9 protein-coding genes are annotated in these 16,299 nt (G+C 59.6%); 5 read left to right on the top strand and 4 right to left on the bottom strand.

The window, feature by feature from the left end; translation table 11 throughout:
- Positions 1 to 56: 56 nt before the first annotated feature.
- Both glpK and P406_RS00040 read right to left on the bottom strand, forming a co-directional pair.
- On the bottom strand, positions 57 to 1,562 hold the full coding sequence (gene glpK, locus P406_RS00045) for a glycerol kinase GlpK (RefSeq protein ID WP_046234963.1): 1,506 nt from the start codon (positions 1,560 to 1,562) through the stop codon (positions 57 to 59).
- 60 nt (positions 1,563 to 1,622) lie between these two features.
- Complete coding sequence (locus tag P406_RS00040) at positions 1,623 to 2,480, bottom strand: MIP/aquaporin family protein (RefSeq protein WP_046234962.1); 858 nt, start codon at positions 2,478 to 2,480, stop codon at positions 1,623 to 1,625.
- A 353-nt stretch (positions 2,481 to 2,833) separates the two neighbouring features.
- Here P406_RS00040 and ybaK point away from each other — a divergent pair, with 353 nt between their 5' ends.
- Complete coding sequence (ybaK, locus tag P406_RS00035) at positions 2,834 to 3,304, top strand: Cys-tRNA(Pro) deacylase (protein ID WP_003412925.1); 471 nt, start codon at positions 2,834 to 2,836, stop codon at positions 3,302 to 3,304.
- An 8-nt stretch (positions 3,305 to 3,312) separates the two neighbouring features.
- Here the strand turns inward: ybaK and P406_RS00030 are convergent, their stop codons facing one another.
- Positions 3,313 to 4,386, bottom strand: a complete 1,074-nt coding sequence (locus tag P406_RS00030; protein WP_046234961.1) for an ABC transporter ATP-binding protein — start codon at positions 4,384 to 4,386, stop codon at positions 3,313 to 3,315.
- Positions 4,383 to 5,303 (bottom strand): ornithine carbamoyltransferase, encoded by a 921-nt coding sequence (gene argF, locus P406_RS00025; protein ID WP_046234960.1) that lies wholly within the window; start codon positions 5,301 to 5,303, stop codon positions 4,383 to 4,385. The genes P406_RS00030 and argF overlap by 4 nt, the downstream gene beginning before the upstream one ends.
- A 452-nt stretch (positions 5,304 to 5,755) precedes the next feature.
- Between argF and plzR the strand changes: the two genes are divergently transcribed.
- The 4 genes from plzR to P406_RS00005 form a co-directional block, all read left to right on the top strand.
- A complete protein-coding gene (plzR, locus tag P406_RS00020) occupies positions 5,756 to 6,049 on the top strand; it encodes a PlzR type 4 pili assembly inhibitor (protein WP_046234959.1) in 294 nt (97 codons plus the stop codon).
- Between the two features lie 320 nt (positions 6,050 to 6,369).
- Positions 6,370 to 8,148, top strand: a complete 1,779-nt coding sequence (locus P406_RS00015; RefSeq protein ID WP_046234958.1) for a ShlB/FhaC/HecB family hemolysin secretion/activation protein — start codon at positions 6,370 to 6,372, stop codon at positions 8,146 to 8,148.
- 9 nt (positions 8,149 to 8,157) lie between these two features.
- Positions 8,158 to 8,697, top strand: a complete 540-nt coding sequence (locus tag P406_RS00010) for a toxin-activating lysine-acyltransferase (RefSeq protein WP_046234957.1) — start codon at positions 8,158 to 8,160, stop codon at positions 8,695 to 8,697.
- Between the two features lie 40 nt (positions 8,698 to 8,737).
- On the top strand, positions 8,738 to 16,299 hold a 7,562-nt coding region (locus tag P406_RS00005; RefSeq protein ID WP_046234956.1), incomplete at its 3' end, for a hemagglutinin repeat-containing protein.

The following is a 16,299-nucleotide window of genomic DNA, read 5'->3' as shown; positions in this document are numbered from 1 at the left end:
GCAGGAAAGTGCAACCTGTCAGCCGGAATCCTGCTCCCCTCCTTACAACAGCACTGTCACTCTTCGTTTTCGTGCGGTTCCCAGTCACGAGTACGCGCGACTGCTTTCTGCCAGCCTGCGTAAAGTTTTTCGCGATGCGCTTCTTCACAGGACGGCTCGAACACACGCTCTATCACGGCCTTGTTACGCAACTCGTCCAGGCTGCTCCAGAAACCAATCGCCAGACCGGCCAGGAAGGCTGCACCCAGTGCCGTAGTTTCACGCATTTGCGGGCGTTCGACTTGGGTGCCGAGAATGTCTGCCTGGAACTGCATCAGGAAGTTGTTGGCCACTGCACCACCGTCCACACGCAGCGACTTGAGGCGTTCGCCGGAGTCCTGTTGCATAGCGTCGAGCACGTCGCGGGTTTGATAGGCGATGGATTCCAGCGCTGCACGAATGATGTGATCGACTTTCACGCCACGGGTCAGGCCGAACAATGCGCCTCGTGCGTAGGGGTCCCAGTAAGGTGCGCCCAGACCCGTGAACGCCGGCACCAGGTACACGCCGTTGCTGTCCTTGACCTTGCCGGCGAAGTATTCGGTGTCCAGCGCGTCGTTGATGAGCTTGAGTTCGTCGCGCAGCCACTGCACGGTCGAGCCACCGTTGAAGACCGCGCCTTCCAGCGCATAGGCCACTTCACCGCGCGGGCCGCAACCGATGGTGGTGAGCATGCCGTGCGCCGATTTCACGGCTTTCTTGCCGGTGTTCATCAGCAGGAAGCAGCCAGTGCCATAGGTGTTCTTGGCCTGGCCGGGTTCGACGCACATCTGGCCGAACAACGCTGCCTGCTGGTCGCCTGCGATACCGGCGATCGGGATGCCGCTCTTGCTGTGGCCGTAAACTTCTGAGGAGGCTTTGACCTCTGGGAGCATCTCGCGCGGGATGTCCAGCACGTCGAGCATGCGCTGATCCCATTCCAGCGTATGGATGTTGAACAGCATGGTCCGCGAGGCGTTGGTGTAGTCGGTGACGTGCACCTTGCCGCCGGTGAATTTCCAGATCAGCCAGGTATCGATGGTGCCGAACATCAGCTCGCCTTTGCGTGCGCGCTCGCGGCTGCCTTCAACGTTGTCCAGGATCCACTTGACCTTGGAGCCGGAGAAGTACGGGTCAATCACCAGACCTGTGGTGTCCTTGATGTACTCCTCAAGACCGTCGCGCTTGAGTTGCTGGCAGATCTCGGTGCTGCGGCGGCACTGCCAGACGATGGCGTTGTAGATCGGGCGGCCGGTGTCGCGTTCCCAGATGACCGTTGTTTCACGCTGGTTGGTGATACCGATGGCGGCGATCTGGTTGTGGTGCAGATCGGCCTGTGCCAGTGCCTTGGTCATGCACGCCGTCTGGGTGGCGAAGATTTCCATCGGGTCGTGTTCGACCCAGCCTGCCTGCGGGTAATGCTGGACGAATTCGCTTTGGGCAGTGCTCACCACGTTGGCGTCGCGGTCGAAGATGATGGCGCGCGAGCTGGTGGTGCCCTGGTCAAGAGCAATGATGTAGTTCTTGTTCTGTGTGTCAGTCATGTCGATTGCCTTGCATTATTGGGTGGGATTCAGTTGTGTGAGTTTCAAATTGAGTGACATTCAAGATGAAACCTGAACTTTGCCGCGAACCACAGGAGCCTCTTTTTCATTTTCAACAGGAGCGGCGCTTGGCAGATGACGCGCAATCAATGCGCGGTAGCCAGCAGCACCAAGGCAGGCACCCAGAATGGGCGCAAAAATCGGAACCAGGAAATAAGGAATGTCGCGACCGCCGGTGAAGGCCATTTCACCCCAGCCAGCGAAGAACGTCATCAGCTTCGGACCGAAGTCGCGCGCCGGGTTCATGGCGAAACCGGTCAGCGGGCCCATCGAACTGCCGATCACGGCTACCAGCAGGCCGATCAGCAAGGGTGCCAGCGGGCCGCGCGGCAAACCATTGCTGTCATCGCCCAAGGCCATGATCACACCCATCAGAATGGTGGTGATGACCACTTCGACCAGAAAGGCCTGACCGACCGAAATGGCCGGGTTGGGATACGTCGAGAACACCGACGCCAGCTCAAGACTCTGCTCGCTGCCGCGAATGATTTGGTGAGCATGTTCGAAGTCGAAAAAAAGGCTGATGTACAGCAGGTACACCAGACCCGCTCCGCAGAACGCGCCCGCGATTTGCGCCGAGATAAAAAAGGGCAATTTACGTTTTTCAAAACCGGCGAACAGGCTCAGCGCGATGCTGACGGCCGGGTTGAGGTGGGCACCCGAAATGCCGGCGCTGAGGTAGATCCCCATGCTGACGGCAATGCCCCAGATGATGCTGATTTCCCAAAGGCCGAAGGTGGCTCCCGCGACCTTGAGCGCTGCAACGCATCCTGTGCCGAAAAAAATCATCAGGGCGGTGCCAAGAAATTCAGCCACACATTGCCCGGTGAGCGTCGGTTGTTTTAGTGCGATGGACATGGATACCTCATTTTTTGTTTTTGTCTCGGCACCCTGAGACAGGTGTGGGTGCTCGTTATTCGTGCGTCTCAGAAAAAACCCCATTTCTGATCGCCGTTGCGAGTTATACCGAAAAATCGCTTTCGATAATATTCGTAAACGAAAAAATATAGACAAGAAACAACGCTGTCAAAGGTCGGAACCGAACGGTCAGTAAATCGCCAGGACCCCGCAAGGACCCGGCAAGACCGCTTTATACCGGGGAATTCAGGCTGTTGCCAAAAGGCCATCAGTGTCGCAGGTGGCGTGAATCAAGGCATGTTCACTTTACTTCGCTTAAAGTGACGGGCATTCGGAACCTTTTGGAGCGCTGCATGACACCCGCACTGGATTTGCTGAAAAAAAATCGCGCCGAGCATCGCATTCACAGTTATGAACATGATCCGAAAGCGCCGTCATATGGACTGGAGGCAGCGGAAAAGCTGGGTCTGGAGCCTGCGCAGGTTTTCAAGACGCTGCTCGCCAGTACCGAAAAAGGCGAGTTACTGGTCGCCGTCGTGCCGGTCGTCGGAACACTCGATCTAAAGGCGCTGGCGCAGGCTGCCGGGGCGAAAAAAACCGAAATGGCTGACCCTGCGGCGGCGCAACGTTCGACGGGTTACCTGTTGGGTGGCATCAGTCCCTTGGGCCAGAAAAAGCGTCTGCGCACCTTTATCGACGAAACTGCCCAGCGCTTTGACAGCATTTATGTCAGTGCCGGGAGGAGGGGGCTTGAGGTCGAGCTGTCGCCAGCGGTGCTGGCTGAACACACCCAGGCCAGGTTCGCCCCAATCGGCAGGGAATGACCTGCGCCTCAGTTATTGAGCGTATGCAAGGCCACGCTGCCGGGCGCCGGGAACAGCACCAGATGGTCGGCTGCCACACGAATACCGACTTCCTCACCCTGGCCGTGGTCGGCATGGCTGGGGAAAATGGCTTCCAGCTGACTGCCGGTCGACAATTGCAGGCGATACAGCGTCGAGGCGCCCTGAAAGGTTCGACCGATGACCCGTGCTTTCAGGTCGCTGTGCGGCGCGTAGACGATATCGTCAGGACGTAGCAAGACATCCACGGCGGCGCCACTGACGCCCGGGTATGCCCGGTTGCCTCGCAGAATGCCGAGCTCGGTATGCACCGATTGCGGGTCCATCATCTGCCCGCGAATGAAATAGCCCTGGCCGATGAAGCTGGCAACGAATGGCGTGCGCGGCTCGTGGTAGAGATTGTAAGGCGTGTCCCACTGTTCCAGGCGTCCCTCCTTGAATACGCCTACGTGATCGCTGACGGCAAAAGCCTCTTCCTGATCATGAGTCACCAGAATCGCGCTGGTGCCACGCGCCTTGAGAATATCGCGCACCTCATGGCTCAGGCGCCGACGCAACTCGCCGTCCAGGTTGGAGAAAGGCTCGTCGAGCAGCAGGAGTTGCGGCTCGGGTGCCAAGGCTCTGGCCAGCGCCACTCGCTGTTGCTGCCCACCGGACAGCTCGTGAGGATAGCGCTTGCCCAGCGCGCCGAGGTTGACCAGTTCAAGCAACTCGGCGATCACCTGATCCAGGCGCGGGTGGTTGCGAATGCCGAATGCGATGTTTTCAGCGACACTCAGGTGCGGGAATAGCGCGTAATCCTGAAACACCATGCCGATGCGGCGTTTCTCTGGAGGCAGGGTCCAGCCCGGACGGGAGATCACTTCGCCCGCCAGGGTGATCTCGCCCGCATGGATAGGTTCGAAGCCGGCAATGGCGCGCAGTGTGGTGGTCTTGCCGCAGCCCGACGAGCCCAGCAGGCAGCCGATATCACCCGCGTTGAGGTGCAGGTTCAAATCCTGCACCACGCGCTGGTTCTGATAGCCGCAAGCGAGGTTGCGCAGGTTCAGCAGCAACGGGTTCATGCGGGCTTGCAGGACGGCGCGACGAGAAACTCCAGCAACGCTTTCTGCGCGTGCAGGCGATTTTCTGCCTGATCCCAAGCGACCGAGCGTGAATCATCCAGCAGGTCGACACTGATTTCTTCGCCGCGATGAGCAGGCAGGCAGTGCATGAACAGCACATCCTTGTCAGCCAGGTCGAGCAGGGTGCGCGTGACCTGAAACGGCGCGAACAATTTCTTGCGCCGAGCGGTTTCCTCTTCCTGACCCATGGAAGTCCACACATCGGTGCTGACCAGATGGGCGCCGGCAACTGCGGCTTTCGGATCGCGGACCACAGTGACACGCTCGCCAGCCAATGCCAGAAACTCGGCGTTTGGCTCGTAGCCAGCAGGGCAGGCCACACGCAACTGGAAGTCGAATTGAATCGCCGCTTCTATATAGCTGTTGCACATGTTGTTGCCATCACCGATCCAGGCGACGGTCTTGCCCTTGATCGAGCCGCGATGCTCCAGGAAGGTCTGCATGTCGGCGAGCAACTGGCAGGGGTGCAGATCATCGGACAGGCCGTTGATGACCGGCACGCGTGAATTGGCGGCGAATTCGGTCAGATTGCTGTGCGCATAAGTACGGATCATGACCGCATCCAGCATGCGCGACATCACTTTTGCACTGTCGGCAATCGGCTCTCCACGTCCCAACTGGGTGTCTCGATGCGACAAAAAGATGGCCTGGCCACCGAGCTGAATCATCCCTGCTTCAAAAGAAAGACGGGTACGTGTCGAGGATTTCTCGAAAATCATCCCCAATACCCGGTTCTTCAGCGGTTCAAAAAGTACACCGCGATTTCGCAGGTCTTTAAGCTCTACGCCACGACGGATCAAGCCCAAGAGTTCATCCGGGGTGTAATCCATCATCGAGAGAAAGTGCCTGGCGTTCATGATTAACTACCTTTTCTGCAACAGACCGCAGGTTATCAAAGCCGGTTTTTATCGATAAAACGGGCGAGACCTGCGGCGGAAGCCGCACGGGGCGACGAATAAGAAAGGCGCGATAGTATAAAAAAATGTCGCGTCTTACCAATAGCATGCGTTTTTCTGAAACATGTGTACGACTGCGTCCCGGATAGAGGGGACGCCGTTATTCTGTGTTGACGGGGCAAAAACTGGCTACGCTGAGAAGGTTGATAGCCATCTGCACGTTTTCCGAAGGCAGCATTTGTACACTGCCCAAATAGCGCTTGGCAATTAGTACCAATCCTGTAACAGTCCACGTTTGCGCGGGCGTTGCCTGATGGGATGCGCTTCACGGGCTTGAAACAAGGACCGTTTCTTTAATCCCGGACGTGGGTTATAAATCGTTGCCGATACATTACTGATCAAGGGGTGGGGGAATGGACTCAAAAGAGCATCAATTAACGGAGTTGCTCGGGCTCACCGCCCGCACGCTTACCCATCTGACAGCTTCGATGACCTCGATGTCTTTCGAGCTGCTGCGCAGCGATGACGAAGTCACGCGTACGGCGGGGCGGCGCATGATCGATCGCATGGCCACCATCAGCTCAGGCCTCGACGAGCACTGGCGCCTGATCGGCGATCTGACCGGCGTCCACCTGGCGCAGGAACAGATCGAAACCGTGGCTGAAATCCAGCAACAGCGCAAGGTCGTCACGCCTATCGGCGGTTGATTCGGCAAGGGGCTGCTACAGCTTCAGCCCCGGTCGCTGCGGTACGGAACATGGCGTGGGCCGCACTCTCTATCTGCCTTGAACGCACGCTCCAGCCAGCCTGGACGTGTGAAAGTTGTCACATTCTTTGAACTTTGTAACAAATTGCTTACTCACTGCGAAACTTTTGCCACCTTCCGCTATCTGAAATCTCCGACGCCATGTAGGAAAGTTCTTTTTCTGCACGTCAAAACCATTACGTATTTCTAATTCTGTCAGTGCTACTGCCGTTCCAGGCGGGGCACTTATTGCGCCTCTGATTCTGTCCACAAGGATGTGAAATGCACCCGGATGCTCGTTGCCTGTCGCTCAAGCCAAGCCCCGCTCGACGTTTTGTGGAGGTGATACGTTTGTCATCCGTGAATACCAGGCATATCGCGCTGGCACTGGCCGTCTGGAGCTTGCTGGCGAGCACAGTCGCTCACGCTGCAGGCCCCGAAGAAGAGCTGCTGCGCCAGCAGGATCGCGAGCGCGCGTTGCGTGATCAGTTGGAAACACGCCCCGATGTGCGCTTGCAGTCGCCAACGCTCGACGAAGGTGGCTCACGTCTCCCTGCCAAGGAGACGCCCTGCTTTGCGATTGAGGACATTCGCCTGATTGGCGAGGCGTCGGAACAGTTTCAATGGGCACTCAAGGCTGCCAACCCCAAGGATGATCCTGCTGTCGGTCGTTGCCTGGGGGGCGCGGGTATCAACATGACGATGAAGCGCATGCAGAATGCGATCATCGAGGCAGGCTACGTCACGACGCGCGTCCTCGCCGAAGCCCAGGATTTGAACAGTGGTGTTCTGGTACTGACAATAGTGCCCGGGCGCATTCGCGAAATTCGTTTTGCGGAAGGCACCAGTCGTCGCGCCAACCTGTGGAATGCGATGCCCGCCAACCCTGGCGATCTGCTCAACCTGCGTGACATCGAACAGGCGCTGGAAAACTTCAAGCGCGTGCCTACAGCCGAGGCCGATATTCAGATCACGCCAGCCCGCGCGGCAGATGCCAAGCCTGGCGAAAGCGACGTGGTGATCAAATGGAGCCAGCAGTTCCCGGCCCGCGTCAGCCTGTCGCTGGATAACTCAGGCAGCAAGACCACAGGCAAATACCAAGGCAACGTCTCGCTTTCGCTGGACAACCTGCTTTCGCTTAACGATCTGTTCTACGCGAGCCTCAACCACGATCTGGGCGGTGGTGAATCCGGCCGACGTGGCTCCGACGGCAATACGTTTCACTATTCACTGCCATTCGGTTACTGGCAATTGGCGTTCACCACCAGCGAGTACAACTACGAGCAGTCGGTAGCCGGCACCACGCAGACCTACCAGTATCGCGGCGAAAGTCGTAATAACGACCTGCGCCTGTCGCGCCTGTTGTATCGCGATGCGGTGCGCAAGACCACGGCGTGGGGCGGGCTGTGGACGCGTTCTTCGGAAAACTTCATTGATGATACCGAGATCGGCAACCAGGACCGACGCATGGCCGGCTGGCAGTTCGGTCTGGATCATCGCGAGTTCATTGGCGCGTCGATTCTTGACCTGGGGGTCGCCTATCGTCGTGGCACCGGAGCCCATGACTCGCTTGAGGCGCCTGAAGACGCGCTGGGTGCAGGCACATCACGTTCGCAGATCATCACCGCCGACGCCCAATTGCAAGTGCCATTCGCCCTCAGTGACCAGCGGCTGCGCTACATCGGCAGTTGGCGGTCGCAGTGGAACCGGACGCCGCTAGTGCCGCAGGACCGCTTTTCGATCGGCGGACGCTACAGCGTGCGCGGCTTTGACGGGGAAAATATTCTGTCTGCTGATCGCGGCTGGACATTGCGCAACGAACTCGGTCTGGCGCTGGGGCAAACCGGCCAGGAGCTTTACACCGGGATCGACTACGGCGAAGTCAGCGGTCAGGCCAGCGAATTCCTGATCGGTAAACGCCTGGCCGGTGCTGTGATCGGTGTTCGCGGTGGCTATAAAGGCCTGTCTTATGACTGGTCTGTGGGCACGCCTCTGAAGAAACCCGATGGTTTCGAGACGGCCAACGTCACCACGGCTTTTACCGTTATCTGGTCATTCTGAGGTCATGCCATGCGCTTTGAATCGCTAGACATAACGGCCCCTGGCCTGATCAACGAGCCCTGGAACGAAGCCGCGGTACTCGGTTCGGTGACCTGGCTGTGGATGCACTCCAGCGCTCATCGCGATGCACCGCTGCACACTTTGCCCACGCTGCTGCTGCCAGCGCTCAAGCATCGTCAGTTCGTACTTGGCAGCGAGAACGGCAAGCCGGTGTGTTACCTGTCCTGGCTCAACCTCGACGAGGCCGCAGAGCAGCGCTATCTCCAGCAATCACCTTTGGCCCTGAGCGAAGCCGACTGGAACTGCGGCGAGCGAACCTGGCTTAACGACTGGGTAGCGCCTTTTGGGCATACCGCCGCGTTGTCACGTGTACTGCACCGCCGGCTGTTCGCCAACAAATGCGGGCGCGCGCTCTATCACCGTGGTGAAGAGCGCGGGCTAAGGATCAAGACATTTCAGGGCATTGGTGTGATCCCTGAACAGGCGAAAGCCTGGTTCGCTGCGCACCCGGTCGCCACCGCTATGGCATTCAAGACTTCGCCTTTATAAACGTTAGTTTCGCGGGGCTGGCTCCGCAGATGGAATTGCTATGAACAAGCACCTTTACCGAATCGTTTTCAACAAGGCACGTGGTTTGTTGATGGTCGTGGCGGAGAACGTCGCCAGCCAGGTCAAGGCACCCGGTACTCGCGCCAGCCAAGTGGCGGTAGCGCCCGGCTGCGTAGCGACGCTGGGCGCGCTGCGTTTCGCGTTGATGACTGCGATCGGATTGGTGTCCTTGAGCGCAGGACCGGTCTGGGCCGCTGGCACCATAGTCGCTGATCCCTCTGCCGCAGCCGACCAGCGTCCGACCGTGATTGAAAGCGCCAATGGCACGCCACAGGTCAATATTCAGACGCCGAGCGCCGCCGGTGTTTCGCGCAATACGTACAACCAGTTCGATGTCGACAACCGTGGGGTTATTCTCAACAACAGCGGGGTGAACTCTCAGACTCAGCTGGGTGGCTGGATCGAAGGCAACGCGGCGCTGGCCAATGGCAACGCGCGGGTCATCCTCAACGAAGTCAACGCCAGCAATCCCAGCCAGCTGCGCGGTTATGTCGAAGTCGCCGGGCAGCGCGCTCAGGTGGTGATCGCCAACCCGGCCGGTATTACCTGCGACGGTTGTGGCTTCATCAACGCCAACCGTGCAACCTTGAGCACCGGTCAGGCGCAATTGGAGAACGGCCGCATCACCGGCTACACGGTGAATCGCGGCGCTATCAATATTCAGGGCAAAGGCCTTGATACCCGTGACGCCGACTACACAGACCTGATCGCCCGCACCGTGCAGGTTAATGCAGGCATCTGGGCCAATGACCTGAAAGTGACTGCCGGACGCAATCAGGTCAACGCCGACAACACGCAGGCCACACCTCAGGCCGGAGCTGATGGCGACAAGCCGACCGTTGCCATCGATGTGGCGCAACTGGGTGGCATGTATGCCGGGAAGATCATGCTGGTGGGTACTGAATCAGGCGTCGGCATGCGCAATGCCGGGCAGATCGGTGCGATGGCCGGCGAAGTCGTGATCAGCGCCGATGGCAAGCTGCAAAACCAGGGGGCTATCAGCAGTGCAACGACGGCCCGTATCAATGCCACCAGCGTTGATAACAGCGGCTCGCTTTACGCCAAGGGCGACCTCGGACTCGTCACCTCCGGCGATATCGACAACAGCGGGACGATCGCCAGCCAGAACAACACCACTGTCACCGGCAAGGCAATTCGCAGTACCAGGGGCTCGGCACTGGCGGCGGGCGCAGCTACGGACGGCAAATTGGGTAGCAGTGGCAACCTCACGGTACAGGCAGCTACTGTCACGGCCCAGGGCCAGAATCTGGCGGCGGGTGACATCAATCTTCAGGCCGATGATCTGGACCTCAGCGGCAGCCAGACTCAAGGTCGCAATGTCACCCTGACCGCCAACAACGGCGACGCCAACCTCAGCGGCAGCAAGGTCGATGCCAGCCAGACACTCACGGCCAGCGCGACGAAAACCTTGCGCACCGACAGCGCCACCGTCAACGCCGACAACCTGCAACTGAACGCCAGTGACCTGTCCAACGTCGGTGGCGAACTGGTGCAGACCGGCGTTGCCGATACCTCGATCAAGGCTGCAGGGACCCTCGATAACCGTAGCGGTCGTATCGCCTCCAACGCTGACAATGCCCGGCTCAGCGCCAGCCATGTCGATAACCGCAGTGGCACTATCGAGCACGCAGGCAAGGGCTCGCTGAATATCCAGGCCAACCGGCTGGATGGCAACGCAGGCAAGATCGCGAGCAACGCCAGTCTGTCGATCAAGGCTGCTGACGCGGTGGTTGATGATGGCCTGACCCAGGGCCAGCAGATCACGCTCGACACCACCAACCTGTCCAACCAGCGTGGTCGCATTCTGCAAACCGGTGCTCAGCCTTTGCAGATCAACGCCAGCCAGCAGTTCGACAATCAGAACGGACAGGTCAGCAGCCCGGGCGCTGTGGCGCTCAACGTCGGTACGCTGAATAACCAGAGTGGCAAAGTCATCGCCACCGACGGCGGCCTGCTGACCGTTACTGCGGGCGATCTGATCGACAACAGCGGCGGTACGCTGGCGGCCAGCGGCACCGCGCAACTGAACGGCGCACGTCTGGAAAATTCCAAAGGCACGGTCAGCGCCGGTGGCGAGCTGCAAGCGCAGTTCAGCCAACTGAACAACATTGGTGGCACGCTGGCGTCGACCCAACGCATGGCGATCATCGCCGGGCAGTTCAACAACACCAATGGTGTGCTGGGTTCGGTGCAGTCCGGCCTTTCGGTCAACGTAAGCAATGGCGCTCTGAACAACAATGGCGGACGCCTGGAAGCCCAGGGTGACATCACTGTTGCAGCTAAGGGTCTGGATAACCGCAGTGGTGTGATCAGCGGTCAGGCACTGGACCTCAACAGCAACGGTAATCTGGCCGACAACAGCGACGGCACACTCGACGCCCGTGCCACCCTGGACCTGCGCAGTGGCGAATTGCGTAACGCTGCCGGCTTGATTCAAGCCAAAGGCAAGCTGTTCATCGACACCGGCAGCCAGGCGCTGAACAACCTGCAATCCGGTACTACCAAAGGCATCAGCGGCCAGGATGCCGTGGAAATCCGTAGCGCCAGCCTCAACAACAGCGCAGGCTTTTTGAGCGCCAAGGGCAACCTGTTGCTCAACGCCAGCGACGTGGCCAACACCGACGGCGGCCAGATCATTGGTGAGAAAACCGTACACATCGAAGGCTCACAGCTGAACAACCGTGGCGGCCAGCTGCAAAGCCTCGGCGACGTCGAGCTGGTGCTGGGTCAGACCCTCAACAATCAGGGAGGGCTGGTCCGCAGTGCGGGCGCGTTGAGCCTGAGCACCGATGTGCTCGACAACAGCGCCACGCAGGGCACCAACCAAGGCCTTGAAGGCCGCAGCACGAATCTGGCGGTCAACACCCTCAACAACCAGGGCGGTGCCGTACGCACCGATGAAGGTCTGTTGCTGGGCGTGAGCCAGACGCTGAATAACCAGAATGGCCTGATCTCTTCGACTGGCGACCTGACCATCAGCGACCGCGATACGGCACAGCGTCGCCAGTCTGCAAACAACCTCGACGGTACGCGGATGGCGGGCAAACTGCTGTCGGTCAATAACCTCGACGGCACCTTGATTGCGGGCAAGCTGTTGTCGCTCAACGCGGCTTACTACAGCGGTACTGGCCGAGCCTTGAGCCTGGGTGACATCACGTTCAGGTTGCAGAGCGGCCTTGATTTAAGCGGGCAGATTCAGGCCAACAATAACGTTGATCTGAGCACCGCCGGGGCGCTCAACAACACCGGGCGTTTACTGGCGGGCAAGTCGCTGCTGGTCAGCGCACAGACGCTCGACAACAGCGCCAATGCCGAAATCAGCGCGGGCCAGGTTCGCCTGAACGTCGCTGACACGCTGACCAACCGTGGCCTGATCGATGGCCAGCAGGTGCGCGTGCAGGCCACGACGCTCAACAATCTTGGGACTGCGCGTCTGTACGGTGACCGACTGGCGATTGCCACTACCACATTGAACAACCTCGACGAAAACGGTACTGCGGCCACGCTCGCAGCACGAGAGTCGTTAAACATCGGCGCTGGCACCGTTAACAACCGCGAGCAATCGCTGATTTTCAGTGCTGGCGACCTCGCCATCGGCGGCGGCTTGAGCGCCGCAGATACTGCACAGGGTCGTGCTCAACTGCTGACCAATGCCAGCGCAACGATCGAAGCACTTGGCAATCTCTCGCTGAACGTACAAAGCGCGCGCAACACCAACGAACATTTCAGCACTCGTGAAGTGGAAGTCAGCCGTACGCCAGAGCAGGAATTTCAGCTCACTGGCTCGACCAATCGCTATCAGGCCAATGAGATTTCCCTGCGTAACGATGAGGTCAATTATCTGGTCACCCCTGAGGGCCAGCGCGACAACTGGAATCGTTACGACTACACCCGCGTAGTCAATGAAACCCAGATTGCCACCTCGGCACCCGCGCAGATACTGTCCGGTGGAACGATGCTGATCAGCGCTGGCGATGTGCTCAACGACAAGAGTCGCATCATTGCCGGTGGGCTATTGCAGGCGGACGTTACCAGCCTGACCAACACCGAACTGTCCGGCCAGCGCACTACGGTCGACAGCGGGACGGTGACCAACTTCTATCGTATCCAGCGCAAGGGTCGCGACCGGCAAGGCTCGAATACGGCGGCTTACACTCCTGCGCCGTTGATCCAGGAGATATCCCTGCAACCAACTGTCTTCGCACAAAACTCTGCCGTCGCTGGCACCGGCACGCAGATCAGCGCGCGCGGGACCCAGGCAGTCGGCCAGCAGATTACGTCCACCGGTGCGGTGAATGCGCCAGCGGCCAGAACCTTTCAGGTCGCCCCTATCGTGCAGGTCGCTGCGCAAACTACGCAAAATGCCCAAGGCGTCGCCGAACAGATTCGCACCGGTGGCCCGTCTCTTGAGTTGCCGAATAACAGTCTGTTTACCACCAACCCGCAGCCCAGCAGCAGTTACCTGATCGAAACCGATCCGCGCTTTGCCAGTTACCGTACCTGGTTGTCGTCGGATTACATGCTTGAGCGCCTGCAAGTCGACCCTGCCCTGACCCAGCAACGCCTCGGTGACGGTTTCTACGAGCAGAAGCTGATTCGCGAACAGGTCGCGCAACTCACCGGTCGACGCTTCCTCGATGGCTATGCGAATGACGAAGCCCAATACCGGGCGCTGATCGACAACGCTGTGACCCTCGCCAATCAATGGCAGCTGGTGCCTGGCGTCGAGCTGTCCCCCGAGCAGATGGCGCAGCTGACCAGCGATATCGTCTGGCTGGTGCAGAAGAAAGTCACCCTCGCCAATGGCGAAACACGCGACGTGCTGGTGCCTCAGGTCTACGTGCGCGTGCAGGAAAGCGACCTCAACGGCTCTGGCTCGCTGATTGCCGGACAACGCCTGAACCTGAACATCGCAGGCGATCTGGTCAACAGCGGTAGCCTGGCCGGGCGCAGTGTGATGGCGATTACCGCGCAGAACATCGAAAACCTCGGTGGTCGCATCCAGGCTGACAAGGTCTCGCTGACCGCTCGGGAAAACCTCGACAATCTCGGTGGGCTGATCGGCGCTACAGACAGCCTGGCGATCAATGCCGGGCAAAACGTCAATGTCATCTCCAGCAGTCGCGATAGCAGCAGCGCTCAAGGCACTCGTACCAACCTGTCGCGAGTGGCCGGATTGTTCGTTAGCGGCGCTGGCGGCACCATGGACGTCAACGCGGGCAAAGACCTCAACCTGACCGGCGCTCAGGTGGTCAACGCAGGTACTGGCGGCAGCACATCGTTGCAGGCTGGCAATAACATCAACCTGACGACTGTCGGCGAAGCCCATCAGCAATCGGTTAACTGGAACGGCAGCAACTGGCGCAAGGATGCCAGTCAGACCGAAGTCGGCTCGACCATTCAAGGGCAGGGCGACGTTCGCCTGAGCGCAGCGCAGGACATCAACGCCCGAGGCGCGAGTGTCACCAGCCAGCAAGGTGCGATCATTGCCGACGCCGGGCGCGACGTGAATCTCACTGCTGCGCAAAACACCCAGTTTGCAGATGAGGCGCACAAGTTCAAGGGCAGCAACGGTCTGTTCTCCAGCAAGACCACCACCACACGTGACACTGTCAACCAGACTCAGGCGCAGGGCTCGACGCTGAGTGGCGAGCAAACCTATGTCCAGGCCGGTCGCGACATTAACGTCAGCGGCAGCAACGTGGTGTCTACCAACCAGACCATTTTGGCGGCTGACAACAACATCAACATCGAAGCCGCGACCGAGAGCAGCAGCGAACGTCATGACAAGTCGGTGAAGAAAAGCGGCCTGTTCAGCGGTGGCGGCATTGCACTGACGCTCGGCACTCAGCAGCAAAGCGTCAAGGACCTCACCACCAGCCAGACGGCAGCGGCGAGTACGGTGGGCTCGACCAAGGGCGATGTGCTGATCGAAGCGGGCAAAGGCTACCGCCAGGTGGGCAGCCAGGTTAGCGCGCCTGAAGGCAGCGTCGACATCACCGGGCAAACCATCGATGTCGTCGAGGCACGTAACAGCAGCAAGCGCGAACGCGAAACGCTGTTCAAGCAGACCGGTTTTACCCTGACCGTGACCAACCCGGTCATCAGCGCCATCCAGACCACTCAACAGATGAAGCATGCGTCGGAGAACACCGACGACGGGCGCATGAAAGCGCTGGCGGCAGCAACGGTACTGCTGGGCGGTAACAACGCCGCCACGGCGGTGGCAATGAACCCCGACATGGCGGGCGGCCTCAACATCAGCCTGTCACTGGGCACCAAAAAGAATGAAAGCAAAACCACCCAGACCAGCGACAGCGCCGCCGGATCGACCATCACCGCCGGTCAAGATGTGCGTCTGCGCGCGACCGGCGCAGGTGCAGACAGCGACATCACGGTACAAGGCAGCCAGATCAAGGCCGGACGTGACGCCAGCCTGATGGCCGACGGCGACATCAACCTGCTGGCCGCCAACAACACCAGCCAACAAAACACCGACAGCAAAGGCAGCAGCGCCAGCGTGGGTATCGGCTTCTCGCTGGGCGGCACCAAAAACGGCTTTACCCTGGACTTGGGCGTCACCGGCAATAAGGGCCAGGCCGACGGTGACGAACTGACCCATACCAACACCAAAGTAGAAGCTGGCAACCAGTTGCTGCTGGCGTCTGGCGGGGACACGCAGATCAAAGGCGCGGTGGCGAGTGGCAAGAAGGTCATCGCCGACGTCGGCGGTGATCTCAATATCGAAAGCCTGCAGGACACCAACACCTACAAGGTCGACGAAAAGAGCCTCGGCTTTGGCGTCAGCCTGTGCATTCCGCCGTTCTGCACCGGCATGAGCACCATCAGTGGTGCCAGCGGCAACTTCGGCGCGACCAACATCGACTCCAACTACGCCAGCGTCACCGAGCAATCAGGCATCAAGGCCGGTGATGACGGTTTCGACATCAACGTGCGGGGCAACACCGACCTGGTCGGCGCCGTGATCGCCAGCAGCGACAAGGCCGTGCAGGACGGCAAGAACAGCCTGATCACGTCCAGCCTCACCAGCCGCGACATCAAGAACAAGGCCGATTACGACGCCAACACCGTCAGCCTCGGCGGTGGCTACAACGAAATCGGCAAGGACCAGAAAGGCAACGTGCAGACCGGCGGCACGGTCAACCCTGGCACCGACCTGGCGAAGAACGAAAACAATATCGGCGCCAACATGCCGATCGCCATCAGCGCCAGCGACAAGGCCAGCAGCGTAACGCGCAGCGGCATCAGTGGCGGTGCCGTCGTTATCACCGACGACGCCGAACAGCAGAAACGCACGGGTCAGAACGCCGAACAAACCGTCGCCAGCCTCAACCGCGACGTGTCCAGTGATCGCAACGGCAGCAACTCGCTCAAGCCGATCTTCGACGAAGATGAAGTCCGCGCCGGTTTCGAGATCGTCACTGCGTTCTCCAACGAAGCCAGCACCTTCCTCGCCAACAAGGCGCGGGAAGCGGACCGCAAGCGACAACAGTCCAAAGA

The organism is Pseudomonas syringae pv. coryli str. NCPPB 4273, from assembly GCF_000972175.1.
In the GTDB taxonomy this organism is placed as follows: Bacteria; Pseudomonadota; Gammaproteobacteria; order Pseudomonadales; family Pseudomonadaceae; genus Aquipseudomonas; species Aquipseudomonas syringae.
Note: the sequence above shows the minus strand (reverse complement) of the source record. Positions and strands in the feature narration are given on the sequence as shown.